24 protein-coding genes are annotated in these 23,497 nt (G+C 70.7%); 9 read left to right on the forward strand and 15 right to left on the reverse strand.

Going from position 1 to position 23,497, the window contains the following annotated elements; all coding sequences use genetic code 11:
* Nucleotides 1-42: 42 nt before the first annotated feature.
* Complete coding sequence (locus OHA72_RS16495; RefSeq protein WP_327008698.1) at nucleotides 43-447, reverse strand: flagellar basal body rod protein FlgC; 405 nt, start codon at nucleotides 445-447, stop codon at nucleotides 43-45.
* Nucleotides 448-449: 2 nt separating this feature from the next.
* Nucleotides 450-791 carry a flagellar basal body rod protein FlgB gene (locus OHA72_RS16500; protein ID WP_327008699.1) on the reverse strand — a complete coding sequence of 114 codons (342 nt, stop codon included), beginning with the start codon at nucleotides 789-791 and terminating at the stop codon, nucleotides 450-452.
* 298 nt (nucleotides 792-1,089) lie between these two features.
* Between OHA72_RS16500 and OHA72_RS16505 the strand changes: the two genes are divergently transcribed.
* A complete protein-coding gene (locus OHA72_RS16505; protein WP_327008700.1) occupies nucleotides 1,090-3,231 on the forward strand; it encodes an MMPL family transporter in 2,142 nt (713 codons plus the stop codon).
* Nucleotides 3,232-3,358: 127 nt separating this feature from the next.
* On the opposite strand, the gene OHA72_RS16510 is transcribed toward OHA72_RS16505, so the two are convergent.
* From OHA72_RS16510 to OHA72_RS16550, 9 genes are all read right to left on the reverse strand, one after another.
* Nucleotides 3,359-5,542, reverse strand: a complete 2,184-nt coding sequence (locus OHA72_RS16510) for a glycosyltransferase (protein WP_327008701.1) — start codon at nucleotides 5,540-5,542, stop codon at nucleotides 3,359-3,361.
* Between the two features lie 41 nt (nucleotides 5,543-5,583).
* The gene (locus OHA72_RS16515; protein ID WP_327008702.1) at nucleotides 5,584-5,916 is read right to left on the reverse strand and encodes a hypothetical protein; all 333 of its coding nucleotides are present in this window, start codon (nucleotides 5,914-5,916) and stop codon (nucleotides 5,584-5,586) included.
* Nucleotides 5,913-6,299 (reverse strand): flagellar export chaperone FliS, encoded by a 387-nt coding sequence (gene fliS / locus OHA72_RS16520; RefSeq protein WP_327008703.1) that lies wholly within the window; start codon nucleotides 6,297-6,299, stop codon nucleotides 5,913-5,915. The genes OHA72_RS16515 and fliS overlap by 4 nt, the downstream gene beginning before the upstream one ends.
* Nucleotides 6,300-6,329: 30 nt before the next feature.
* Nucleotides 6,330-7,697 carry a flagellar filament capping protein FliD gene (gene fliD / locus OHA72_RS16525; protein WP_327008704.1) on the reverse strand — a complete coding sequence of 456 codons (1,368 nt, stop codon included), beginning with the start codon at nucleotides 7,695-7,697 and terminating at the stop codon, nucleotides 6,330-6,332.
* Between the two features lie 69 nt (nucleotides 7,698-7,766).
* Entirely contained in the window at nucleotides 7,767-8,636 is an 870-nt protein-coding gene (locus OHA72_RS16530) for a flagellin N-terminal helical domain-containing protein (RefSeq protein WP_327008705.1), read from the reverse strand.
* Nucleotides 8,637-8,798: 162 nt separating this feature from the next.
* A complete protein-coding gene (locus OHA72_RS16535; RefSeq protein ID WP_327008706.1) occupies nucleotides 8,799-9,668 on the reverse strand; it encodes a flagellin N-terminal helical domain-containing protein in 870 nt (289 codons plus the stop codon).
* 200 nt (nucleotides 9,669-9,868) lie between these two features.
* Complete coding sequence (locus OHA72_RS16540; protein WP_327008707.1) at nucleotides 9,869-10,735, reverse strand: flagellin N-terminal helical domain-containing protein; 867 nt, start codon at nucleotides 10,733-10,735, stop codon at nucleotides 9,869-9,871.
* Between the two features lie 163 nt (nucleotides 10,736-10,898).
* A complete protein-coding gene (locus OHA72_RS16545; RefSeq protein ID WP_327008708.1) occupies nucleotides 10,899-11,768 on the reverse strand; it encodes a sigma-70 family RNA polymerase sigma factor in 870 nt (289 codons plus the stop codon).
* 118 nt (nucleotides 11,769-11,886) lie between these two features.
* Complete coding sequence (locus OHA72_RS16550; RefSeq protein ID WP_442788590.1) at nucleotides 11,887-12,801, reverse strand: sigma-70 family RNA polymerase sigma factor; 915 nt, start codon at nucleotides 12,799-12,801, stop codon at nucleotides 11,887-11,889.
* Nucleotides 12,802-12,853: 52 nt separating this feature from the next.
* Between OHA72_RS16550 and flgN the strand changes: the two genes are divergently transcribed.
* The 7 genes from flgN to OHA72_RS16585 all read left to right on the forward strand — a co-directional run bounded on the left by flgN (nucleotide 12,854) and on the right by OHA72_RS16585 (nucleotide 20,301).
* Nucleotides 12,854-13,447 carry a flagellar export chaperone FlgN gene (gene flgN / locus OHA72_RS16555; RefSeq protein WP_327008709.1) on the forward strand — a complete coding sequence of 198 codons (594 nt, stop codon included), beginning with the start codon at nucleotides 12,854-12,856 and terminating at the stop codon, nucleotides 13,445-13,447.
* The gene (gene flgK, locus OHA72_RS16560) at nucleotides 13,448-14,845 is read left to right on the forward strand and encodes a flagellar hook-associated protein FlgK (RefSeq protein ID WP_327008710.1); all 1,398 of its coding nucleotides are present in this window, start codon (nucleotides 13,448-13,450) and stop codon (nucleotides 14,843-14,845) included.
* 38 nt (nucleotides 14,846-14,883) lie between these two features.
* Nucleotides 14,884-15,744: a flagellin N-terminal helical domain-containing protein gene (locus OHA72_RS16565; protein ID WP_327008711.1), complete on the forward strand. Its 861-nt coding sequence runs from the start codon at nucleotides 14,884-14,886 to the stop codon at nucleotides 15,742-15,744.
* Between the two features lie 46 nt (nucleotides 15,745-15,790).
* Nucleotides 15,791-16,195: a flagellar assembly protein FliW gene (fliW, locus tag OHA72_RS16570; protein WP_327008712.1), complete on the forward strand. Its 405-nt coding sequence runs from the start codon at nucleotides 15,791-15,793 to the stop codon at nucleotides 16,193-16,195.
* Between the two features lie 107 nt (nucleotides 16,196-16,302).
* Nucleotides 16,303-16,509 carry a carbon storage regulator gene (locus OHA72_RS64680; RefSeq protein WP_442788591.1) on the forward strand — a complete coding sequence of 69 codons (207 nt, stop codon included), beginning with the start codon at nucleotides 16,303-16,305 and terminating at the stop codon, nucleotides 16,507-16,509.
* 80 nt (nucleotides 16,510-16,589) lie between these two features.
* Complete coding sequence (locus OHA72_RS16580) at nucleotides 16,590-18,191, forward strand: methyl-accepting chemotaxis protein (protein ID WP_327008713.1); 1,602 nt, start codon at nucleotides 16,590-16,592, stop codon at nucleotides 18,189-18,191.
* 46 nt (nucleotides 18,192-18,237) lie between these two features.
* Nucleotides 18,238-20,301, forward strand: coding sequence for a PAS domain-containing sensor histidine kinase (locus OHA72_RS16585; protein ID WP_327008714.1), 2,064 nt, complete (start codon nucleotides 18,238-18,240; stop codon nucleotides 20,299-20,301).
* Here OHA72_RS16585 and OHA72_RS16590 read toward each other — a convergent pair.
* The 4 genes from OHA72_RS16590 to OHA72_RS16605 form a co-directional block, all read right to left on the reverse strand.
* Nucleotides 20,237-21,487 (reverse strand): RNA polymerase sigma factor, encoded by a 1,251-nt coding sequence (locus OHA72_RS16590; RefSeq protein ID WP_442788592.1) that lies wholly within the window; start codon nucleotides 21,485-21,487, stop codon nucleotides 20,237-20,239. The two genes, OHA72_RS16585 and OHA72_RS16590, sit on opposite strands and share 65 nt — an antisense overlap.
* On the reverse strand, nucleotides 21,484-21,876 hold the full coding sequence (locus tag OHA72_RS16595) for a YciI family protein (RefSeq protein WP_327008715.1): 393 nt from the start codon (nucleotides 21,874-21,876) through the stop codon (nucleotides 21,484-21,486). Before OHA72_RS16595 ends, OHA72_RS16590 begins: the two co-directional genes overlap by 4 nt.
* A 104-nt stretch (nucleotides 21,877-21,980) precedes the next feature.
* A complete protein-coding gene (locus OHA72_RS16600) occupies nucleotides 21,981-22,280 on the reverse strand; it encodes a hypothetical protein (protein ID WP_327008716.1) in 300 nt (99 codons plus the stop codon).
* A 22-nt stretch (nucleotides 22,281-22,302) separates the two neighbouring features.
* Nucleotides 22,303-22,452 carry a hypothetical protein gene (locus OHA72_RS16605; RefSeq protein WP_327008717.1) on the reverse strand — a complete coding sequence of 50 codons (150 nt, stop codon included), beginning with the start codon at nucleotides 22,450-22,452 and terminating at the stop codon, nucleotides 22,303-22,305.
* Nucleotides 22,453-22,670: 218 nt separating this feature from the next.
* Between OHA72_RS16605 and OHA72_RS16610 the strand changes: the two genes are divergently transcribed.
* Nucleotides 22,671-23,456: a zinc metalloprotease gene (locus tag OHA72_RS16610; RefSeq protein WP_327008718.1), complete on the forward strand. Its 786-nt coding sequence runs from the start codon at nucleotides 22,671-22,673 to the stop codon at nucleotides 23,454-23,456.
* The last annotated feature ends 41 nt before the right edge of the window (nucleotides 23,457-23,497 follow it).

Below are 23,497 nucleotides of genomic sequence, written 5' to 3' on the forward strand. Positions count from 1 at the left end.
GGCCATGACCGGCTCCTCCGCTACGCTTCGGACCGGTCATCGTCAACCCTTCCCGATCTGGATCGCGGCCTGGTAGGCGTCCTTCGCCCGGTCGACCACGGTCAGGTTCGCCTGGTAGCCGCGCTGCGCCATGATCATCTGGGTCATCTGCGAGCCGAGGTCGATGTCGGGGTACTTCACGTAGCCCTCGTGGTCTGCCAGGGGGTTCTCCGGCTCGTACACCAGGCGGCCCTTGGCGTCACCCAGCGCGGTGCCGGCGACGGCCACGCCACCCTCACCCGTGCCGTAGCCGACGGCGCGGGCCTGCACGTACCGGGCGCGGAACACCTCGCCGGACGTCGACTCGGCGTCGTTCATGTTCGAGACGTTGTCGGCGATCGCGTCGAGCCACTTGCGGTAGACGGTCACGCCCGTGCCGGCGATGCCGATCGCACTGAAGATGGTCATCGTCAGCCCCTGATCGCGGTCCGCAGCAGCACGAACTTGTCGTCCGTCGCGCGCAGCATCGTCTGGTACCGCAGACCGGTGTCGACGTTGGACAGCACCTCATGGTCGAGGTTGACGTTGTTGCCGTCCTCGCGGGTCGGCTCCATCGAGCGGGCCACGGCGATCGTGGCGTCCTTGGGGCTGCCGGCCTCGACCGCATTGAGCAGCGAGTCCTCGAACGACACCTTCCCGGCGAGGAAGCCGGGCGTCTCGATGTTGGCGATGTTGTCGGCGATGACCCGCTGCCGCTTCGACAGCCCCGTCAGGGCGCTGTGCAGGGTGACCGACGTGACGTCTTCGAACACGACAGGGATGCTCCCGTCCACCGGAAAACGGTTCCGCTTGCGGTGTGTCGCCGGTCCCTGGCTGCTGCGGTGAGCGATCCTTGCTCGTTAGAGCCATCGGCGCAGGCTGCCGGGGGTTGAGGAATTCGGCCTCGGGGAAAACCCCCACGGCGCGAATCCGGGTGTGAGTCGGGTGCAGCCCGGATGTTTCCGGCGCGGCCGATCCATAGCGTCTCTCTACGTGGAGAAGAGACCAGTTACCGTACGGGTGGCGCGCTGGAGCGCGGAGCACCCTTGGCGCGCAATCGCACTGTGGGTCGTGTTCGTCGCTGTCTGCTTCGCCGGCGGCAACATGGCAGGGACGGTCGAGGCGAGCAACTCCGACCAGGCCATCGGCGAGTCCGGCCGGGCCGACATCATCGTCAACGACGGCAAGTTCGACAACCCGGCGACCGAGAGCGTGCTCATCACACCGCTGTCGGGCACCCTGGACCGCGCCGCCGCGGACAAGGCCGCCGCCGACGTCGCGACCGCGATGAAGGCGCTGCCCGAGGTCGCCTCGGTGAGCGACCCGCTGCCCTCCCACGACGGCGGCGCGCTGCTGGTCCGGGTCACCATGAGCGGCGACCCCGAGACCGCCCAGGACCGCGTCGGCAAGCTGCGCGACGCGACCGCCGACGTCCAGCGGGCCCACCCCGAGCTGCGGGTCGAGGAGACCGGCGGCGAGTCCATCGGCCAGGCCATGGACGAGACGCTCGGCAAGGACTTCCAGCGGGCCGAGTTCCTGAGCCTGCCGGTGACGTTCGCGATCCTCATCGTCGCGTTCGGCGCACTCATCGCCGCGAGCGTGCCGGTGGTGCTCGCCCTGATGTCGGTCGCGGCGGCCCTGGGCCTGTCGACGCTCGCCTCCCATCTGGTCCCGTCGACCGACACGACCGCCAGCGTCATCCTGCTCATCGGCATGGCCGTCGGCGTCGACTACTCGCTGTTCTACCTGCGCCGCGAGCGTGAGGAACGGGCGAAGGGCCGCACGCACCTCGACGCCGTCGAGATCGCGGCCGAGACGTCCGGGCACGCCGTGGTCGTCTCCGGCATCGCCGTGACGATCGCGATGGCCGGCCTCTTCCTCGCCGGTGACGTGGTCTTCTCGTCCCTCGCGGTCGGCTCGATCCTGGTCGTGCTCGTCTCCGTGATCGGCTCGCTCACGGTCCTGCCGGCGCTGATGTCGAAGCTGGGCCGCTGGATCGACCGGCCCCGCGTGCCGGTGCTGTGGCGCCTCACCCGGCCCCGCGGCGCGGGCGAGGGCCAGTCCAAGGTCTGGGGCTTCATCCTCCGGCCCGCCCTGCGCAAGCCGGCGATCACCCTCGCCGTGTCGGTCCTGGCCCTGCTCGCCCTCGCGGCGCCGGCCCTGACCATGCGGCTGAGCTTCCCCGGCATGGAGGACCTGCCGCGCACCACACCGGCGATGCAGGCCTACGACCGGCTGGTCAAGGCGTACCCGAGCAACGGCACGGTCCACACGGTCGCCGTCCGCGTCCCGGCCGGGCAGCTCGACGCCACCAAGGCCGCGCTGACGGAGCTGGCCAGGAAGGCCGCCGCCGACCCGCTGTTCGCGCCGCTGGACGAGGACCCGGACATCGAGGTCTCCGCCGACGGCACGGTCGCGGTGCTCGACGTCGCCACCCCGTTCGCCGGCCGCTCCGAGCAGGCGAAGGAGTCCCTGGACCGGCTGCGCGAGGTCATGGTCCCGCAGACCGTCGGCCACGTGCCGGGTCTGGCACTGGGCACGGACGCCGCCGTCGGCGGGTTCGTCGGCGCGGACGTCGACTACGCCGGCCACGTCAAGCAGAAGCTGCCGCTGGTCGTCGGCTTCGTGCTGGTACTGACGTTCCTGGTGATGGCGTTCACGTTCCGCTCGGTGGTCGTCGCGGTCACCTCGATCGGGCTCAACCTGCTCTCCGCCGGCGCCTCCTACGGCCTGGTCGTCCTGATCTTCCAGGGCACCTGGGCCGAGGGCATCCTGGGCTTCAAGTCCATGGACGCGGTCGTGTCGTGGCTGCCGCTGTTCCTCTTCGTGGTGCTGTTCGGCCTGTCGATGGACTACCACGTCTTCGTCGTCAGCCGCATCCGCGAGGCGGTCCGGCAGGGCATGTCCACCCGTGAGGCGGTGGCGCACGGCATCACCGGCTCCGCCGGCGTGGTCACCAGCGCCGCGATCGTCATGGTGGCGGTGTTCTCCATCTTCGCGACGCTGAGCACGGTGGACATGAAGCAGCTCGGCGTCGGCCTGGCCGCGGCGATCCTGCTCGACGCGACCATCATCCGCGCGGTCGTCCTGCCGTCGCTGATGACGCTGCTCGGCAACGCCAACTGGTGGGCGCCGCGCTTCATGCGCCGCCGCGAGGTGCCGCCGCCGCCCGCGCCGGTGGTCGAGGGGGAGCTGGTCGGCGCGGGACGCTGACCCGTTCGAAACGCGGGCGACCGGGGGTCTGATCGCACGCGACGGGGGTTGTGAACAGCGCGGCGGGGGGTGCCGGCGCGCGACGGGGGGCGACGCCGTCCGGTCCACAGGGCCGGGCGGCGTCGCTTCACGCGTCGGCGAGCTCGATGGAGGCCGACACCCGCGGGGCGAGCACGCGCATCTCCTCCAGCACCGCCAGGCTCTGCGCGTCGGGCACGGCCGCCAGCGCGTCGTTCAGCAGCGGCAGGGCGGCCTCGTCGTGGAACATCTCCAGGGCGATCGCCGCGGCGAGGGTGCGCTCCCGCGGGGTGCGGCGCCGGTCCTCCGACAGGGTGAGCAGAGTGCACTGCTCGGCGAAGCCGTGCTGGCGCAGGCGGGCCGACCACTCCATGGCCCGGATCAGCGGCACGAGCCGGCCGACGCGCGCCGCCAGGGCCAGCACCGTCGGCTCGCTCGGGTAGCGGCGCCACAGGGCCTCGAGCAGTTCATCGGCCGCCTCCGGCGGCGCCTCGGCGATGCTGAACAGCAGGCCGCGCAGCCCTTCGCGGGGCAGGAGCTCGGCGACCTCGGCGAGGCTGCCGTCGGCGGCGCCGAGGACCTGCGCCATCCGGGCCACCGGCACCGGGACCTTGCCCTCCCGCAGCGACTCGCGGAGCTGCACCGCGGCCTCGTCGTGCCGGTCGAGGCGGCTCAGCGCGTCGACGTGCAGCCCGGCGAAGCGGCCCTTGCCGACGCCGTACAGCAGGTCGCTGGTGCCGGAGACGGGCAGCTCGTCGAGGATCTGCAGGACCCGCTCGTAGTCGCCCTCCTTGAAGCTGAGCTTGATCTCATGCTCGCCGACGGTGAGCGGGTTGTTCACGATCCCGCGCAGCTCCTCGATGACCTCGCGGGCGTCGCCCAGGCGGCCCTGGGCGAGGTACGCGTCGGCGAGGACCTTGCGGAACAGCACGTGGTGGCTGTGCTCCTTCGCCTCGGCGATGCCCTGCAGGGAGGTCTTGATCGCCTCCTCCAGGTGACCGGAGCTGAGCTGCGAGCGGGCCAGGTTGCCCATGGCGGTGAGGCCGTTGAGGTCCTCCGCGGCCAGGTTCGCCAGCCGCAGGTTGCGCGCCGCCTTGTCCTTCACCACGCTGCGCAGCCGGGTGTAGCCGTGGTGGTCCAGCACGATGTCGGGCAGCATCTGGCCGCTCAGTGCCCGCCCGGTGACCCGGTCGACGACCTGCTCGTGCAGGCGGCCGTAGAGGCGGGTGACCGGCCGGCGGAACAGCCGCGGGTAGTAGATGGTGCTGAAGCCGGCGCCGCCCTCGTGCCCTTCCCGGTTGTTGATGGTGATGAAGAACGCGCTGCGGTCGGTGGTCCGCACGGCCTCGCGCACGATCGCGGCGTCGCCGGTGAAGACCTCGTCGGCGTCGATCCACAGCGCCCAGCGGCCGCGGCAGTGCGCCAGCGACCGGTTGCGGGCATCGCCGAAGTGGTCGTTCCAGAAGCCCTCGATCACCTTGGCGCCGTGCGCCAGTGCCACCTCGACGGTGTTGTCGGTCGAGCCGGTGTCGTACACGACGATCTCGTCGACCAGGTCGTGGAGGGCGTGCAGGGATCGGCCCAGGACGTCGGCCTCGTCCTTCACGATCAGCGTCGCGCTCAGCAGCGGGGCGTCCGGGCCGGGATCGTCGTCCAGGCCCTCGCGCAGGGCGCAGGTGGGGGAGGCCACGTGCGCCACCAGCGCGGCGTGCGCGACGGTGATGCGGCCCTGCTCGGCGAGCTCCTCCCAGGGCAGGTCGGCGGTCGGTCCGCCGGCGATGGCCATGGCGTCGCGCCGGATCGCCACGCACACCGGCCCGAGCCGGTCCACGTCGCTGAACTCGTCGCGGTGCTCCTGCCGCCACGCCCGCGCGTAGGTCTTGAACGCGGCCGGGCTGGTCATGGCGTCGTCGGGCAGGTCGGCCTGCTGGGGGCCGTAGCTGTGCTGGCAGCGGGGGCCGGCGGCGACCACCGACGGGTCGAGGAACGGCTCCACCACCGGGTCCAGCCAGTGCGCCGACACGATCACGTCACCGTCGAGCAGCACGACGATCGGGTGGCGGGTCGCCTCCAGCCCGGCGGTCCACCGCTGCGCGACGCCCGCGACGGGGTCGAGCACCTGCAGCCACGCCTCGCCGCGCAGCTCGCGGAGCAGGTCGGGGCGGCCCGGCGGCAGTACACACACCACCTCGTCGCGCAGGCCGAGGGTGGGCCGCAGCGACTCCAGACAGGCGTGGAAGTCGTCGGGACTGCCCCCAGCGGCGACGATCACGGACACCGGGATGTGGGTCATGCCGGTCTTATCGGCACGTTCGAGGGCAAATGCAGTGCTTTTCAGGTGCGGTTGTCCACGAAGACCGGCACGTCGTCGACCGCCTCGCGGTGCAGCCGGCCGACCAGCCGGGCCTGCTGGCGGTTGCCCGCCATCGCGATGGTCAGCTCCCGGGACAGGTCCAGCTGCCGCTGGACGAGCCGCCGGGCCCGGTCCGCGAGCGCGAGCGGCAGCGGTCCGAGCCCGTCCGGCGGGGTGAACGTGACGGGTGTCAACGGCGCGGTCTCCAGCACGTCGCGGTGCCGCAGCATCCGCTCGACCTCGTCCGCCTCCAGCTCCAGCGCGTCGAGGGCGGCGCCCCACGCGGCGTCCCAGCCGCCGGCCGCGGAGGTCACGGCCCGGCCCCGATCACCCGCGCCGCCGCCTCCCGCCACGCGTCGCGCAGCTGCTCGGCGAAGTTCTGCACCGTCTCGATCTTGCTCCGGTCGCCGCTCACGTTGGCCTGGACCAGTTCGGTGATCAGATAGCTGTAGAGCGAGGCCAGGCCGGGGCCGCCGCTCCACGCGGACGTGTCCAGCGTCGCCCGGAGCTCCATGATGATCTCCTGGGCGTGCTGGATGCGCCCCGACGCGGTCTGCCGGTCGCCCTGCTCCAGCGACTGGCCCGCGATCATCAGGTCCAGTACGAGCCGGTCGTACAGCATCACGAGCAGCCGCGAGGGGGGAGCGGTTGCGACGCTGTCGCTGACGTAGCGGTTGCGCAGCGCTTGTGTAGTCATTCGATCTCCAGGGCCTGAGGGGGAATCGGCCTAGCCGAGCGAGGCGAGCTGTCCTGACAGCCAACTGCCCTGGTTCTTCAGCCTGCCCAGCGCGGTCTCCATCGCGCCGAACTGTTTCTGCAGCGTCGCCTGCCGGGCCTGCAGCCGCACGTCCCAGTCGTCGACGCGCTGGTTGAGGTCCTTGATGGCGTCGTTGCCGCTGATGATCAGCCGCGACAGCGTGCCCGTGTTGGTCTGCGTCGTCACGTCCGCGACGTTGGCCAGCTTGTCCGCCAGGCCGGTCTTCTTGGTGACGTCGGGCTCGGCGGAGTCGATGAAGTAGGCCTGGGTCTTGACCGGGTCGGCGTTGAACGCCGCGACGAACTTGGCCTTGTCGAACGTCAGCTTGCCGTCGCGGGTCAGCTCGATGCCGATCGCCTTGAAGCTGCCGTTCGCGCCGGCGCCGCCGGACACGGTGGTCAGCACGCTGGTGGAGACCTGCGACATGATGCTGTTGCCGGCGAGCGGGCCGCCGGCGACGGCGCCGCTCTTGTTCTTGGTCTGGGTCCCGATCTCCGACAGGGCCGAGTTGGCCGCGTCGATCATCGCCTGGACCTTGGCGGCGATGCCCTCGCTGTCGGGTGCGACGGTGACCGTCACCGGCGGGTCGGTGTCCGCCTGCTTCTTCGTGGCCGTCACGGTCAGGCCGGCCATCAGGTCCTTGAACGTGTTCGTCGACGACGTCACCTTGAGCGGGGTCAGCTCGTCACCGATCGCCAGCTCGGCGTCGGCGCCCACGGAGACGGGGGTGACGGCGCCCAGGGCGGCGAACGGGGAGGCGTTGCCGTTGGGGAAGTTGAACTGCGACGCCAGGCCGGTCGTGGTCGACGTCAGCTGCATCGTGTAGTTGCCGGGGGAGATCTGGAACGCGGTGGCCTTCACGCCGAGGTCGGCGGTCTTGTTGATCGCGTCGACGACGCCCTTGAGCGACTTGTCGGTGACGGTGACCGTCTTGCTCTGGCCGCCGACCTCGATGTCGAAGGACGGGTCGCTCATGATGATGTCGGACGTCGCGCTGACGGTGGTGCCGAAGACCATGGAGTGTGCCGCGGCGAGTTGCTTCACCCGGAAGGTCAGGGAGCCGCTCTGCGTGCTGCTCGACGCCGTGGTCGTGGCGGTGGCCGCGTCGGAGCTCGACGTGGCGGTGCCGGCCTTCCATGCGGTGGGGTCGCCGATGGCCTTGGCCGCGCTCTGCAGTGCCTGCATCTTGGCGTTGATGCCCTGGTAGGCGGTGACGACCTTCTGCTGCGTGGCGACCTTGGCCTTGAGCGCCGTCTGTGGCGCGGCCTCGACCTGCATCAGCCCGCTGATGACCGAGGAAGTGCTCATCCCTGAGATGAGGCCGTCGACGCTTCCCATGCTGGAACCTCCGTGTGACAAAACGTGCGGGGAGGAAACCTGGGTCCCCTCCCCGCCTTACCGACGCTGTCAGCGCAGCAGTGACAGGACGTTCTGCGGCGCCTGGTTGGCCTGGGCCAGCATGCTGGTGCCGGCCTGGGTCAGGATCTGTGAGCGGGTGAAGGACACCATCTCCTGCGCCATGTCGGTGTCCCGGATCCGGGACTCCGACGCGGACAGGTTCTCGACGGCGACATTGAGGTTGTTGATCGTGTGTTCGAAGCGGTTCTGGTAGGCACCGAGCGTGGCCCGGGCGGTGGAGACGCCCTTGATGGCGGTGTCGATCGCGCTGATGGCCGCGGTGCCCGCGGTGCTGAGGTCCAGCGTGCTGACGCCGAGCCCGATCGAGTCGAAGCCGCTGACGGCCGTGACGGCGCCGAACGCGGTCGCGGTCAGCTCGACCGAGATCTGGTCCGCGTCGGAGGAGTTCGCGCCAACCTGGAAGACCCCCGTGAACCCGGTGCTGCTGTTGGTGCCGAGGTCCAGCAGCTTCTGGCCACCGAAGGCGGTGGTCGTGGCGATGCGGTCGAGCTCCTTGTTGAGCTGGGCGAACTCGGTCTGCGCCGCCGAGCGCGCGTCGGAGTCCTGCGACCCCGTGGAGGACGCCTGCACGGACAGGTCACGCATGCGCTGCAGGATCGAATGTGTCTCGGTGAGCGCGCCCTCAGCCGTCTGCACGACCGAGATGCCGTCCTGGGCGTTGCGCACCGCGACCTTCAGGCCGCCGATCTGGGACCGGAGACCTTCGCTGATGGACAGGCCGGCCGCGTCGTCGGCGGCCCGGTTGATCCGGAAACCGGAGGAGAGCTTCTCCAGCGACTTGCTCATCTGGTTGTCGGTCACCGACAGGTTCCGGTAGGAGTTCTGCGCGGCGATGTTGTTGTTGATCCGAAGACCCATGTCAGTTCCTCCTTGAGCTCTGCTCGGCCGTCCTTGGCGTGGTCACCGTGGACATCGGCGGCCGGGGCCGGCAGTTGAGGAAAACGGGTCACACGGCAGGGCACGGCGCCCTGGCTGGGTGCCGTGCCCTGTCATGCCTTCGTCAGGTCATCCCTTCATCGCCTAGCGCAGCAGCGACAAGACGTTCTGCGGCGCCTGGTTGGCCTGGGCCAGCATGCTGGTGCCGGCCTGGGTCAGGATCTGTGAGCGGGTGAAGGACACCATCTCCTGCGCCATGTCGGTGTCCCGGATGCGCGACTCCGACGCGGAAAGGTTCTCCACTGCGGTGTTCAGGTTGTTGATGGTGTGCTCGAAGCGGTTCTGGTAGGCACCGAGCGTGGCCCGGGCGGTCGACACACCCTTGATGGCGGTGTCGATCGCATCGATCGCCGCGGTTCCGGCAGTGCCGAGGTCCAGCGTGCTGACGCCGAGCCCGATCGAGTCGAAACCGCTGACGGCCGTCACGGCACCGAACGCGGTGGCGGTCAGGTCGACGGCGATCTGGTCCGCCGCCGACGTGTTCGCGCCGACCTGGAAGGTTCCCGTGTAGCCCGTGCTGCTGTTGGTGCCGAGGTCCAGAAGCTTCTGGCCGCCGAAGGCGGTGGTCGTGGCGATGCGGTCGAGTTCCTTGTTGAGCTGCGCGAACTCGGTCTGCGCCGCCGACCGTGCATCGGAGTCCTGCGACCCCGTGGAGGCCGCCTGAACGGACAGGTCACGCATACGCTGCAGGATCGAGTGCGTCTCGGTGAGAGCACCTTCAGCGGTCTGCACGACCGAGATGCCGTCCTGGGCGTTGCGCACCGCGACCTTCAGGCCGCCGATCTGGGACCGGAGACCCTCGCTGATCGAGAGGCCTGCTGCGTCGTCGGCGGCCCGGTTGATCCGGTACCCCGACGACAGCTTCTCCAGCGACTTGCTCATCTGCGCGTCCGTCACCGACAGGTTCCGGTACGAGTTCTGAGCAGCGATGTTGTTGTTGATGCGAAGACCCATGCTGAGTTCCTCCTTGAGTCGGGTCATTGCCCTGGCCATCCGTGGCCCGGTCGAACTCCTCATCGGCACGGACCCTTGCGGCATAAGGGTTTTCGGCGGGTAAGGAAGCCGGCAGAAAGCACCGCAGACAACGGCGGCGCCCCCGTGGGTGGGGACGCCGCCGGCGTGTCATCTTCTGAGGAGGGTGGTGTGGTTGGGGGTTATCGCAGCAGGGACAGCACGTTCTGCGGCGCCTGGTTGGCCTGGGCCAGCATGCTGGTGCCGGCCTGGGTCAGGATCTGTGAGCGGGTGAAGGACACCATCTCCTGCGCCATGTCGGTGTCCCGGATGCGCGACTCCGACGCGGACAGGTTCTCCACCGCGGTGTTGAGGTTGTTGATGGTGTGTTCGAAGCGGTTCTGGTAGGCACCGAGCGTGGCCCGGGCGGTGGAGACGCCCTTGATCGCGGCGTCGATCGCCGTGATCGCGGCGCTGGCGGCGGTCTGCAGGCTGAGGCTGCCGACGCCGAGGCCGGCCGAGTCGAACCCGGTCATGGTGCCGCTGCCGAACGCGGACGCGCCGAGGTCGACGGCGATCTGGTCCGCGGAGGAGGTGTTGGCGCCGACCTGGAACGAGCCGTTGTAGCCGGTGCTGCTGCCCGAACCCAGGTCGAGCAGCTTCTGCCCGCCGAAGGTCGTGGTGGAGGCGATGCGGTCGAGTTCCTTGTTCAGCTGGGTGAACTCGGTCTGCGCCGCCGCGCGGGCGTCGGAGTCCTGCGAACCGCTGGAGGACGCCTGCACGGACAGGTCACGCATGCGCTGCAGGATAGAGTGCGTCTCGGTGAGCGCGCCTTCAGCGGTCTGCACGACCGAGATGCCGTCCTGCGCGTTGCGCACCGCGACCTTCAGACCACCGATCTGCGAGCGCAGACCCTCACTGATCGACAGGCCGGCCGCGTCGTCCGCCGCCCGGTTGATCCGGAAGCCCGACGACAGCTTCTCCAGCGACTTGCTCATCTGGCTGTCCGTGACCGACAGGTTCCGGTAGGCGTTCTGCGCGGCGATGTTGTTGTTGATACGAAGACCCATGGTGATTCCTCCTTGAGACGGGCCGTGCTGCGCGGGCCGTCCTTGGCCCGCTCGCTCAAGACATCGGCGTCAGGCCCCGGAGGATGAGGAATCTGCTTGAGAAATTTTCCGCAACGCAACTACAACGCGAAGAGACCCGGTTCCGACGGAACCGGGTCTCTCGTCACACGCTGTACGGGATGCCGAGCGGCGTGGTGTGCGCCAGCCGGGTGCTCAGGTTGCCCTGGTCCGCGATCTGGTTGTAGTACGCCTCCCGCCGGCGGGCGATGCAGCCTCCGGCGCGCTCCTGCGCGGCCACCAGGTGCGGGTCGAGGTGGTTGTTGAGCCCGTCGCGCAGCAGGACCAGGGCCTCGGAGCGCAGCTGGCTGATGCGGCTCTCCGTCACGCCCAGCTCGCGCGCGATGTCGTTCATCGGGCGTTCGTCGAAGAAGTACGCCGTGATGACCTGGCGCAGCCGCTCCGGCAGCGCGCCGATCGCGTGGTGCAGATAGCCGATCCGCTCCCGGTGCAGGATCAGGTCCTCCGGGCCCGGGGTGCGCTCGGGGACGAGGTCCTCGGCGGTGCCGGCGGCGAACCCTTGCAGCGACAGGACCACGGCCCGCTGGACGTCGTCGTCGATCGTCTTGAGCTCGTCCGGGGCGACGCCGAGCGCCTCGGCGAGCTCGGTCTGGGTGGGTGTGCGGCCGAGGGCGGTGGTGAGTTCCTGCTGGGTGGTTTCGACCTTGCGGGCGCGGGTGCGCACGGATCGGCTGGCCCAGTCCAGGCCGCGCAGCTCGTCGAGGAGGGCGCCGCGGATGCGGGTGGTGGCGAAGCTGCCGAAGGGGATGCCGCGGCTGGGGTCGAAGCCCTTCGCGGCGTGCGCGAGCGCCGCCATGCCCGCCGACACCAGGTCCTCGCGGGACACGTGGGACGGCAGTCGGCTGAGCATCTCGCGGACGAGATGCCCCACCAGTGGCAGGTGGGCGCGGACGAGGTCCTCGCGTTCGCGGGCGGTGGTGCTGCTGGGGCGGGCCTGGGTGGCGGTGCTGGTCACGGCAACCTCTTCGTGGCAGGAGTGGGTCTTCGTGGGCCGGGAAGCTCCCGGCAAGATCCAGCCTCTGTCACTTTGGGTACACAAGCGGTCGCGCTTGGTTGCGAACCGGTTGTTGTCCTCAGGCGGCGAGCGGCATTCCCAGCGCCGTCGTGTGCGCCAGCCGGGCGCTCAGGTCCCCCTGCCGGGCGATCTGGCTGTAGTACGCCTCCCGCCGGCGGGCCACGCAGCCGTTGCCCCGCTCCTGCCGGGCCACCAGCTGGGGGTCGAGGTGGTTGTTGAGCCCGTCTCGCAGCAGGACCAGGGCCTCGGAGCGCAGCTGGCTGATCCGCGACTCGGTGACGCCGAGCTCGGCGGCGATGTCGGTCATCGCCCGCTCCTGGAAGAAGTACGCGGTGACGACGTGCCGCAGCCGCTCCGGCAGTGCGTTGACGGCGTGGTGCAGGTAACCGATCTTCTCCCGGTGCAGGATCAGGTCCTCCGGGCCGGGCGTGCGCTCGGGGACGAGGTCCTCGGCCGTGCCGGCGGTGAAGCCCTGCAGCGACAGCACGACCGCGCGCTGCACGTCGTCGTCGATCGCCTTGAGTTCCTCGGGCGCGACGCCGAGCGCCTCGGCCAGTTCGGTCTGGGTGGGTGTGCGGCCGAGGGTGGCGGTGAGTTCCTGCTGGGTGGTTTCGACCTTGCGGGCGCGGGTGCGCACGGATCGGCTGGCCCAGTCCAGGCCGCGCAGCTCGTCGAGGAGGGCGCCGCGGATGCGGGTGGTGGCGAAGCTGCCGAAGGGGATGCCGCGGCTGGGGTCGAAGCCCTTCGCGGCGTGCGCGAGCGCCGCCATGCCCGCCGACACCAGGTCCTCGCGGGACACGTGCGCGGGCAGCCGTCCCAGCATCTCGCGGACCAGGTGCCCCACCAGCGGCAGGTGGCTGCGCACGACGGCGTCGAGCTCGGCGGGGCTCAACGCGGTCGGCCGGGCGTCGCTCTGTGTGTCGGTTTGGGCGTCGGTCTCGGCTGTGGTCTTGGCTTCGGTGGTGACGGTCACGGCAACCTCTTCGTGGCAGGAGTTGGTCGAGCACCAGCCTCGGTAGCCACGGGTGCAGCACGTGGTGACGCAAAGTTGCGGGGAGGTTGTACTCAACCCTCGTATCGACCTGCCGACCTATGTGGGTGAAGCGATCGATGACGTGGTGAAGGGCGGCACACGCATGGGGCTGGCGGATCTCGCGAGCATCCTGTGGCGCGAGCGGGAGATGCTGGAGCTGCTGCTGTTCAAGCTCGAGGAGGAGCAGCTCGTCCTCGCGGGCGGGCGCACCCGCTGGCTCGCGCACGCCACCCGCGAGGTCGAGGTCGTGCTCGAGGAGATCCGGCGCACGGAGGTCATCCGCGCCGCCGAGGTCGAGGCGATCGGCGCCTCGCTCGGGCTCGGCCCCAACCCGAGCCTCACCCAGCTGGCCGAGGCGTCCCCGGCGCCGTGGTCGGACCTGCTCAACCAGCACCGCATGGCGTTCCTGACGCTGACCGCCGAGGTCAGCGCGCTCGCCGAGGCCAACCGCGACATCCTCACCACCGGCGCGCGGGCCGCCCGCGAGACAATGCTGGCCGTCGCGGGTTCCGTCGAGACCTACGGGCGGCGGGGGCAGACCGTCGGTTCGGCTCCCCGTACCCGGCTGATTGACGAGGCGATGTAGATGAGCACCTTCTCCGGCCTGAACACCGCGCTGTCCGCCCTGTACGCGCAGCGCCGGGCGCTGGACATCACCGGCCAGAACGTCGCCAACGTCAACACCGAGGGCTACTCGCGGCAGCGGGTGGAGCTTTCCCCGGTCGAGAACGTGACCGAGCCGGCCCGCTACTCGCTGTCCAGCGGCGTCGGCGACGGCGTCAGGATCACCGGCGTCACCCGGCTGCACAACGAGTTCATGACCAACCGCACCCGGGCCGAGCACGGGCTCAACGAATACCTGCAGGCGCAGAAGACCGTCTACGCCAACATCGAGCAGGCGCTCGGCGAGCCCAGCGACACCGGCCTGCAGGCGCAGCTGTCGGAGTACTGGTCGGCCTGGTCCGATGTGGCGAACCGCCCCGGCGACACCTCCTCGCGCACCGCGCTGCTGTCGCGGGCCAGCACGATCGCCGGGTCGATGCGCACCACCAGGGCCAACCTGGGGGAGCTGTACTCCGCCACCCGTGAGCAGCTCGACGCCGACATCGACGTGGTCAACCAGACCAGCAGCGGCATCGCCGACCTCAACGCCCGCATCGCCCTGGCGAAGGTCGCCGACATGCCGACCAACGAGCTGACCGACAAGCGCGACCAGCTGGTGCTGCGGCTGTCGGAGCTGACCGGCGCCACCTCCCGGGTCAAGGAGGACGGCAGCACCGACGTGCTGCTGGCCGGCGCGGTGCTCGTGCAGGGCGACACCGTGCGGGAACTGGAGGCGGTCGGCTCGACCACGGTGGACGGGCGGACGCTCGCACCGGCGCAGGTGCAGTTCGTCGGCGGCCCGGTCGCGGCCATCACCACGGGCAAGGTCGCCTCCCGGCTGGAGGCGCTCACCAGGACCGTCCCGGACGCCGTCGCCGGCCTCGACGGGGTCGCCGGCCTGCTCATCTCGAGCGTCAACACCCAGCACGCCAAGGGCTGGGACATCACCGTCGTACCGCCGGCCACGGTCCCCACACCGGTGCAGGGCGGCGACTTCTTCTCGGGCACGGACGCCAGGGACATCGGCGTGGCGATCGACGACCCGTCGAAGGTCGCCGCGTCCAGCACGGCCACCAACCCGTTCCAGGGCGACAACGCGATCGCCCTCGCCGACCTCGCGAAGGAGCCGATGGGCGCCGACGTCACGTACCGCAACTTCGTGGTGGACGTCGGCATCGCGGCGCAGACGATCAACCGGCGGGCCGACGCGCAGCAGATCATCTCCGACGACGTGAGCGCGGCGGAGCAGGCCGAGTCCGGCGTCAGCCTGGATGAGGAGATGACCAACATGCTGCAGTTCCAGCGCGCGTACGAGGCCGCGGCGAAGGTCATCTCGGTGGTCGACACCACGCTCGACTCACTGATCAACATGAAACGGTAGGGGGACGGATGCCCGGCTTCCGCGTCACGGAACGCTCCATGGCCAGCAACACGCTGGCGAACCTCCAGATCAACCTCTCCCGCAACCAGCAGCTGCAGGAGCAGCTGTCCAGCGGCAAGCTGCTCACCAAGGCGTCGGACTCGCCCGGCGGCGCGGTGATCGCGATGCAGCACCGTTCCGACATGGCGACGCTCGATCAGTACTCACGCAACGCCGACGACGGGATGGGCTGGCTGAACATGGCCGACACGGCACTGAAGAGTGCCTCGACGCAGCTCAACCGGGCGCGCGAACTGGTGCTCACCGGCCTGTCGAGCGGCACGGCCAGCAGCCCGGAGGCGCGGGAGGCAATCGCGCTGGAGGTCGACAACCTGCGCGAGTCGATGATCAACCTGTCGAACACCTCATACCTGGACCGGCCGATCTTCGGCGGCAGCACCCCGGGCTCCGTCGCCTACGACAAGGACGGCGTGTATCAGGGCGACGACGGGAAGATCAACCGTTCGATCAGCGGCAACGCCACCGTGCGCGTCGACACCAGCGCCGAGTCGGTCTTCGGCCCCGAGACCGGCAACGTGTTCAGCCTCCTCGGCCAGATCGCCGAGGACCTGCGCAGGAACCCCTCCGGGCTGAACGCCGACCTGGCCGGCGTGGACACGGCGCAGAAACGCGTCCAGGCGGGGCTCTCCGGCGTCGGTTCCAGATACAATCAAGTGTCCGAAATGCAGCAAACTGCCCAGAATCGGGTGCTCGACCTGAAGGCGCAGCTCTCCGACGTCGAAGACATCGACCTGCCCAAGACGATCACCGAACTCGCCCTGCAGCAGACCGCCTACCAGGCCGCGCTTGCCGCCACCGCGAAGGTGATCCAGCCGTCGCTGGTCGACTTCCTGCGGTAGGCCGCGCCGCAAGCACACACGTGAGGAATCCATGAGCGTCGCGACCGTGGGACACCAAGAGACCACCACGCTGCCGGTGATCGACTTCGTAGCGCCGATGCCGGGCTTCCCGGACGACCGCCGGTTCGTGCTGGTCCGCCTCGAGGACACGGGCATGCTGTACGCCCTGACCTCCGTCGACTCGGCGGGCCTGCGGTTCCTCGTGGTGCCGCCCGCGCAGTTCTTCCCCGACTACGCGCCGGAGATCGACGACGACGCGCTCGGCGCGCTCGGCGCCGGCGACGAGACCGACCTGCTGGTCCTGCTCGTCGTCACCGCCGGCGACGGGGTCGAGGACGCCACGGTCAACCTCATGGCGCCGATCGTGCTGGACCAGCGCAGCCGCCGGGCCGTGCAGCTGGTCCTGAGCCGCAGCGGCCTGTCGGTGCGCCAGAAGCTCGTCGTCGCCTGATCGGGGCTTCTCAACTTGCAGAACCGGCAAATCGGGTACTGTTCGCATATCGCCCAGCGAAGGAGCGGCTTGTGCTCGTCCTGACCCGACGTCCCGGGGAAAGCGTGATGGTGGGTGACGATGTCGTCGTCACCGTGCTCGACGTGCGCGGTGACGTCGTGCGGCTGGGCATCAAGGCGCCGCGCAGCATCCAGGTCCACCGCGAAGAGGTCTACCGGGAGCTGCAGAAGGTCAACCGCGAGGCCGCGTCTCCCAGCGACGTCGCCGTGCGGGCCCTCAGCCGCATGCTCCGCGCCGACGTCGAGCAGCAGTAACAGGGAAAAACCCGACTTCTCACGACGTCTCCGCCGATGCCGATAGGCCGGATGGGTAACGCCTCGAGAAGGGCACGTCCATGGCCGCTCTGCGCGGATGGCTTCGAAACCGGCCGATCGTCGTCAAACTGGGTGCGATCTTCGTCGTCTCCCTGCTCACCGTTGTCGCGCTGCTGTTCGCGGGGACCCGCGCGCTGAACGACAGTGAGGACCGGGCCCGGCAGCTGGAGCAGGTCGGCCAGCTGACCAGGCAGACCCTCGAGGCCGACATGGCGCACGACGCCATCCGCGGCGACGTGCTGCGCATCCTGCTCGCGGTCTCCCGCGGCGGCGACACCGCCGCCGAGGCCGCCGAGGTGCAGTCCGACCTCACCGACCACACCGCGATCCTCGGCGGCGTCGTGACCACCTTCACCACTCCGGGCATGGACGCCTCCGTCCGGTCGGCCGCGCAGGGCGTCGCCCCGGCGATCACGAACTACATCGACCTCGCCGGCAGGACCGTGCAGGCCGCCGTCGGCGGCGAGCGGAACCCGGCGAGCTACGCCGGATTCCAGACCGCCTTCTCCGAGGTCGAGGAGCAGCTGCCGGCCGTCAGCGACGCCCTCGAACAGGTCGCCGCCGCCGCGTCCAGGTCCGTCGGCGACGAACGCGACGAGGCCGTGTTCACCCTGTCCGCCGCCGGCGTCATCGGCATGCTGCTCACCATCGCGATCAGCTGGCTCGTCATGCGGGGCATCATCGTGCCGCTGCGCGACGTGTCCGTCGTGCTCAACGGCATGGCCGAGGGCGACCTCTCGCACACCTCGACGATCGAGTCCACCGACGAGGTCGGGCGGATGGCCCGCGACCTCAACCGGGCCATCGGCAGCGTCCGCGGCACCGTGCAGTCGCTGTCCACCACGGCGCGTACCGTCGCCGTCTCCGCCGACGAGCTCACCGGCGCGTCGCAGCGGATCTGCTCCGCCGCCGAGCTCGCCCGCGACCGGGCCGGCGCCGCGAACCACGCCGCCGGCGAGGTCTCGCAGAACGTCGACACCCTGGCGTCGGCAAGCGAGGAGATGGGCGGCTCGATCGCCGAGATCTCCCGCAACGCCAACGAGGCCCTGCGCGTCGCCGGCGACGCGGTCGCCATGGCCGACCAGACCAACACGATGATGTCCCGCCTGGGCGCCTCCTCCGCCGAGATCGGCAACGTGGTCAAGGTGATCACCTCGATCGCCGAGCAGACCAACCTCCTGGCCCTCAACGCCACGATCGAGGCCGCCCGCGCCGGCGACGCCGGCAAGGGCTTCGCGGTCGTCGCCGGCGAGGTCAAGGAGCTCGCCCAGGAGACCGCCCGCGCCACCGACGACATCAGCCACCGCGTCGAGCAGATCCAGGCCGACGCTGACCGGGCCATCGAGGCGATCAGCGAGATCGGCTCGATCATCGCCCGCATCAACGACTTCCAGGTCACCATCGCCAGCGCCGTCGAGGAGCAGACCGCCTCCACCCAGGAGAGCAGCCGGACCGTCAGCGACGTCGCCACCCGTACCGGGGAGATCGCCGCCACCATCGCGGACATCTCCGACGTGGCCGGCCGCAACACCGCCGAGGCCGACACGTCGCTGACCGCCGCCCGCCAGCTCGCTGGCATGGCCGAGGACATGAACGCCCTCGTGGCCCGTTTCCGTTTCTGACCGAATTGCCAGACGTTACCGTCCGTTACGCCGGAAACTTGGAATCATGCTCTACAGCGACGCTGACCTGCGGACGCTGAGCGCCCCGGACCGTTGGCGGCGTATCGCGCCGTTCCTCACCGTGGCGGTCCTCGCCTTCGGCATGGCCCTCTTCCCGCCCAGAGTCGACCGGGCCGCCCTCGCCTGCGCCCTCGTCGTGCTCGCCCTGCTGCTCGGCCTCGTCGTCGTCGTGCCGTGGCGGCGCCTGCCGGCCATCTACGAGGCGATGCCGCCGCTGGGCTTCTTCGGCGTCGTCGCACTGCTCAACATCCCGGAGCGCGGCGACGACCCGGCCGGCTACGGCGCCCTCGCGCTGCTGCCCGTCTTCTGGCTCGCCCTGTACCACGGCCGCGCGGCCACGGCGATCGGCGTCGTGGCCCTCGCCGTCGTCTTCGCCGCCCCGATGCTGCGCAGCGCGGAGATCCTCGAGCACGAGTGGCGCCGCGGGGTGCTCGTGTTCGCCCTGGGTGCCCTCATGGCCTCCGCGGCGCAGAGCTGGGTGCGCCGCAACCGCGCCAGCGCCGCCGAGCTCGCCGCGCGGACCCGCGAGGTCAGCCGCGAACGCGACTTCAACCGCGCGATCCTGGACAGCGCAGGCTTCCTCGTCATGGTCCTGGACACCGACGGCCGGATCACCGCCTTCAACCGCCGCTGCGAGGAGGTCACCGGCTTCACCGCCGCCGACGTCGTCGGCCACCCGTTCTGGAGCGCCGGGCTGTCCATCGACGACACCGGCCGCGGCGACGACGCCTTCGCCCACCTCACCGCCGACGCGTTCCCGAACACCTTCGAGAACGACTGGCTCGCCGCCGACGGCAGCCGCCACCGCATCGTCTGGAGCAATACCGCCCTCACCGACGAGCAGGGCCGCCTCACCCACGTCATCGGCACCGGCCTCGACGTCACCGCGCAACGCCACACCGAGCGCCTTTTCGCCGACGTCCTGGCCGCGGCCACCGAGCAGTGCATCATCGGCACCGACCGGCGCGGCACCGTCACCGTCTTCAACGCCGGCGCCGAACGCCTCCTGGGCCACCGCGCCCACGACGTCGTCGGCACCGCCACCCTCGACCGCTTCCACCTGCCCGGTGAGCTGCCCGGCCTGGCCACCCTCTTCGAACCCGCCCAGGCCGGCGACTCGGAGCCCCGCGAGTTCACCTACGTGCGGCGCGACGGCACGGCACTGCCCGTCGCCCTCACCGTCAGCGTCATCCGCGACGAGTCCGGGGAGGTCACCGGGTACCTCTCCGTGGCGCGCGACGTCACCACGGAACGGCGCACCGTCGAGGCGATGCGCTACGCCCTGGACCGCGAACGCGCCGCCACCGCCCGCCTCCGCGAGCTCGACAAGGTCCGCGCCGACCTCGTCGCCACCGTCTCCCACGAGCTGCGGACCCCGCTCACCAGCATCCTCGGCAACGTCGAGGTCATCGTCGACGGCGACGCCGGCCCCCTGCAGAAGCCGCAGGCTCGCCTCCTCGCCGCCGTCGAACGCAACGCCCGCCGCCTCCTCGCCCTCATCGAGGACCTCCTCATGCTGTCGCGCATCGAGGCCGGCCAGGTGAAGATCAACGCCCGTCCCGTCCAGATCCGTACCGTCGTCTCGGGCGCCCTCGAAGCCCTCCAAGCCGTGCGCGGCCAGCGCGACGTCCACCTCGACATCGACCTGCCCGACACCCCCCTCGTCGTGCACGGCGACCGCGACCAGCTCGAACGCGTCGTCATCAACCTGCTCGACAACGCCCTCAAGTTCACCGCCCCCGGCGGCAACGCCCGCCTCACCGCCGACCTCGACGGCGCCCAGATCCGCCTCACCGTCGCCGACACCGGCATGGGCATCCCCCCGGACGAGATCGATCAGATCTTCGACCAGTTCTTCCGCTCCAGCCGCTCCCACGAACGCCAGAGCCAGGGCACCGGCCTGGGCCTGGCCATCACCAAGTCCATCGTGGAACGCCACGGCGGCCGCATCTGGGCCCGCCCCGCCCTCGGCCGCGGCACCGTCGTCACCTGCCTCCTGCCGCACCACGAGGCGCCGGTCCCGGCCCGCTCCGCGCCAGCCTCCGGTTGAGGTACCGCTGCTCGGGCAGGCTCGCCGTCAGCCGGGCGGCGATGCGGTACTGCTCGTCGGCGGCCTCGGCGTCGCCGCTGAGGTCGAGCAGGTGCCCGCGCACGGCGTACAACCTGTGGTGCCGCTGCATCGCCGGGTCGTCCAGCAGCGGTCGCAGCATGGCGAGACCGGCCGCGGGCTCGTGCGCCATCGCCACGGCGACCGCATGGTTCAGCGTGACGGCCGGACCCGGCGCGACCCGGCTCAACATGTCGTAGATCACGCTGATCTGGAGCCAGTCGGTCTCCTCGTACGCCGCTGCCTCGGCGTGCACCGCGGCGATCGCGGCCTGCAGCTGGAACCTGCCCACGTGCCCGAGGGGCAGCGTCCGCTCCAGCAGCCCGACCCCCTCGGCGATCAGATCCCGCCGCCACAGTGCCCGGTCCTGCTCGGCGAGCGGCACGAGGTCACCGCCCTGGCCGACCCTGGCGGGGGACCGGGCGTGGGTGAGCAGCATGAGCGCGAGGGCGCCGGCGACCTCGGCGTGCCCGGGCAGCGCGGCGTGCAGCTGCCGGGTGAGCCGGATCGCCTCCTCGGCGAGCCCGGCGTCCAGCAGCGCCGCGCCGGAGGTCCGCGCGTACCCCTCGGTGAACACCAGATGGCACACGTCGATGACCGCCGCGACCCGGTCGGGCAGATCCCGCTCCGACGGCATGACGAACCGCGCCCCCGCCTGGCGCAGCACCGTGCGCGCCCTGGTGAGCCGCTGCGTCATCGTGCGGGCCGGCACGAGGTATGCGGCCGCGATCTGCTCCACCCCGAGCCCGGCCACCGCCCGCAGGCAGAGCGCGACCTGCGACGGCCGCGTCAGCGCCGGATGGCAGCAGAGCAGGAACAGCCGCAGCGTGTCGTCCCGGTCCTGCACGGCGAGATCCTCCACCGCGTCCGGGCGCTGGGTCGCGTCGAGCGTCTCGCGCCGGGCCCTGGCCGAGTCCGCCCGGGCACGGTCGATCAGCCGCCGCGACGCGACCGTGATCAGCCACGCCCTCGGCGCGTCGGGCACACCGTCGACGGGCCACTGCGCCGCGGCCGCCTCGGCCGCGTCCTGCAGCGCCTCCTCGCAGTCGCCGAGGTCGCCGTACCGGCGCAGCAACGCCCCGAGGACGTGCGGCGCCTCCCGGCGCCACACGTCGTCGAGCACCTTCACTGGTCGTCGCCGCCCGGCCACATCAGCGGCCGCAGCTCCACCGTCTCGTCCGGCCCGGAGAACCGCGCGGCCACCTCCTCGGCGCGCTGCCTGCTGTCGACGTCGATCAGGAAGAACCCGGCCAGGTGCTCCTTCGCCTCCGAGTACGGCCCGTCGCTGGCGAGGGGCTCACCGTCACGCCACCGGTACAGCCGGGCGCCGACCGGGTCGCCGAGCGCCTCCCCGCCGAGCAGCTCACCGTTGGCCTGCAGCTCGGCCATCACCTGCTCGAACTCCGCGTTCAGCCGCTTGCGCACCTCGTCGGGCAACGCCTGGTGCGCGGCCAGGTAGTCGCTGGTCGGGTGCCCCCACGGCTGCGGGTTGGAGTGGATCAGGATCACGTACTTCATCGGAATCTCCTCGCCTGCACGACGGCCTCTCCGCCGCTCACCCGATACGTCGGAGCGCCCCCACCGATGTCTACATCCTCGCCCGAATCCTCCACCGCGTCCCGTCAAGCCCGGGCGGACCCACTCCCGGCCTCCGCAGGCGTGAGGTCCGGCTCCTCCACCAGGTCCCCGGCGGCCCGCACCAGGCCGGCGAAGCCGGTGAGGACGGGCCAGGGCACCTGGCCGCCGCCTGCGCGGACGACGGCGTGCCGGGCCGGCGCCGGCCCGAACGAGCCGGTGGTGACGCCGGGGACCACGATCGCGAGGTACAGGCCGGCGCCGGTCAGCTCGTACCGCCGGGCGGCGGGCGGGTCGTACGCCGAGGCGGCCTCGTACACGTTGCCGTCGTGGCGCCAGACCGTCATCGCGACATGGTCGCAGGCGGGGCTACCAGGTGGAGGCGTCGCCGCCGATCAGGGTGATGGCGGCGACCGTGGTCACGCCGACCAGGACGGCGGCGAGGCCCACGTCGAGGGTGGCGGCGCCGCGGTCGTCGCGCACGAGACGGGCGTGCAGCTTGGCGATCAGGTTCGTCATCCTCAACTCCTCCTGGGTGGCTTTCGGTACGCCAATCATGACGGAACGTGATGGCACCGCGCTGTCCGATCGGGGTGCGGTGAGCGGGGGGTGAACGCCTGACATGAGGTTGCCGTGCAGGTGTCGGCGGGCGGCAGAAGGGCATCCAGCGAGCCATGTCGGCACCTTGTTTGCGGAAAGTCACCTCTTCGGGGTGGCGCGCGGACCAGAATGAGTCTGTGCCAAAGATCGACAGTGGTCTGGCAAAGCTGCTCGCGCTGGTCCTCGTGGCCGGCTCATTGACGGCCCCTTCGGCGTCGGTGAGCGTGTCACGCTCCGCGGTCGCGCGTGGCTGGTTGCCGGTCATACCGGGTCCGCCGGTCGGCGAGCCTGCGGGCGCCGCGGACAGCGGCGGGCGGTGCGCGGACCCCGCGGGGACCTGGCTCGGCATGCGCTGGCGCAACGAGCTGCGATGGCGGGTCAACGAGCAGACGATCCCCGCGTACCTCGGCGACCGCACGAAGGTCGTCGAGTCGTTGCGCAGCGCCGCCACGACGGTCGACACCGGCCGCAACGACTGCGGGCTGCCCGCAAACCTCGGCATCCTGGAGTCCTACGCCGGCCGCACCGACCACAAGGCGGGCGTGACCGCGGCCGGTGGCTGCGGCGAACGCGACGGCCACAACGCCGTGTCCTTCGGGCGGCTGGAGCAGGGGCTGCTCGCCGTCACCTGCATCTGGTGGTTCGGCGGCAAGGAGAACGGCCGCAGCGTCGAGACGGACATCCTCATCGACGACACCGAGGGCCTGTTCTTCACCACGACGCCGGCGGACTGCTCGTCGCGCTGGGACCTGGAGGGCACGGTCACGCACGAGTTCGGGCACGCGTTCGGGCTCGGGCACGTGGCCTTCGCCGAACACGGCACCCTGACGATGACCGACGGGCTACCGGACTGCTCCACCGCCTACCGCGGGCTCGGCCTCGGCGACTATCTGACACTCAAGCAGCAGTACGGTACCAACTAGCCACCGTCCATTGCAGAGCTTCCCGCCGCAACGCTCCGGCA

Origin of the sequence: Dactylosporangium sp. NBC_01737 (genome assembly GCF_035963215.1) — a bacterium.
In the GTDB taxonomy this organism is placed as follows: domain Bacteria; phylum Actinomycetota; class Actinomycetes; order Mycobacteriales; family Micromonosporaceae; genus Dactylosporangium.

Coding starts and splice junctions, on each gene's coding strand:
- OHA72_RS16495 (WP_327008698.1), bottom strand. CDS start 447: ATGACCATCTTCAGTGCGATCGGCATCGCCGGCACGGGCGTGACCGTC.
- OHA72_RS16510 (WP_327008701.1), bottom strand. CDS start 5,542: ATGACCCACATCCCGGTGTCCGTGATCGTCGCCGCTGGGGGCAGTCCC.
- fliS (WP_327008703.1), bottom strand. CDS start 6,299: ATGACTACACAAGCGCTGCGCAACCGCTACGTCAGCGACAGCGTCGCA.
- fliD (WP_327008704.1), bottom strand. CDS start 7,697: ATGGGAAGCGTCGACGGCCTCATCTCAGGGATGAGCACTTCCTCGGTC.
- OHA72_RS16530 (WP_327008705.1), bottom strand. CDS start 8,636: ATGGGTCTTCGGATCAACAACAACATCGCCGCGCAGAACTCCTACCGG.
- OHA72_RS16535 (WP_327008706.1), bottom strand. CDS start 9,668: ATGGGTCTTCGCATCAACAACAACATCGCTGCTCAGAACTCGTACCGG.
- OHA72_RS16540 (WP_327008707.1), bottom strand. CDS start 10,735: ATGGGTCTTCGTATCAACAACAACATCGCCGCGCAGAACGCCTACCGG.
- flgK (WP_327008710.1), top strand. CDS start 13,448: ATGAGCACCTTCTCCGGCCTGAACACCGCGCTGTCCGCCCTGTACGCG.
- OHA72_RS16565 (WP_327008711.1), top strand. CDS start 14,884: ATGGCCAGCAACACGCTGGCGAACCTCCAGATCAACCTCTCCCGCAAC.
- OHA72_RS64680 (WP_442788591.1), top strand. CDS start 16,303: ATGGTGGGTGACGATGTCGTCGTCACCGTGCTCGACGTGCGCGGTGAC.
- OHA72_RS16580 (WP_327008713.1), top strand. CDS start 16,590: ATGGCCGCTCTGCGCGGATGGCTTCGAAACCGGCCGATCGTCGTCAAA.
- OHA72_RS16585 (WP_327008714.1), top strand. CDS start 18,238: ATGCTCTACAGCGACGCTGACCTGCGGACGCTGAGCGCCCCGGACCGT.
- OHA72_RS16595 (WP_327008715.1), bottom strand. CDS start 21,876: ATGAAGTACGTGATCCTGATCCACTCCAACCCGCAGCCGTGGGGGCAC.
- OHA72_RS16600 (WP_327008716.1), bottom strand. CDS start 22,280: ATGACGGTCTGGCGCCACGACGGCAACGTGTACGAGGCCGCCTCGGCG.
- OHA72_RS16605 (WP_327008717.1), bottom strand. CDS start 22,452: ATGACGAACCTGATCGCCAAGCTGCACGCCCGTCTCGTGCGCGACGAC.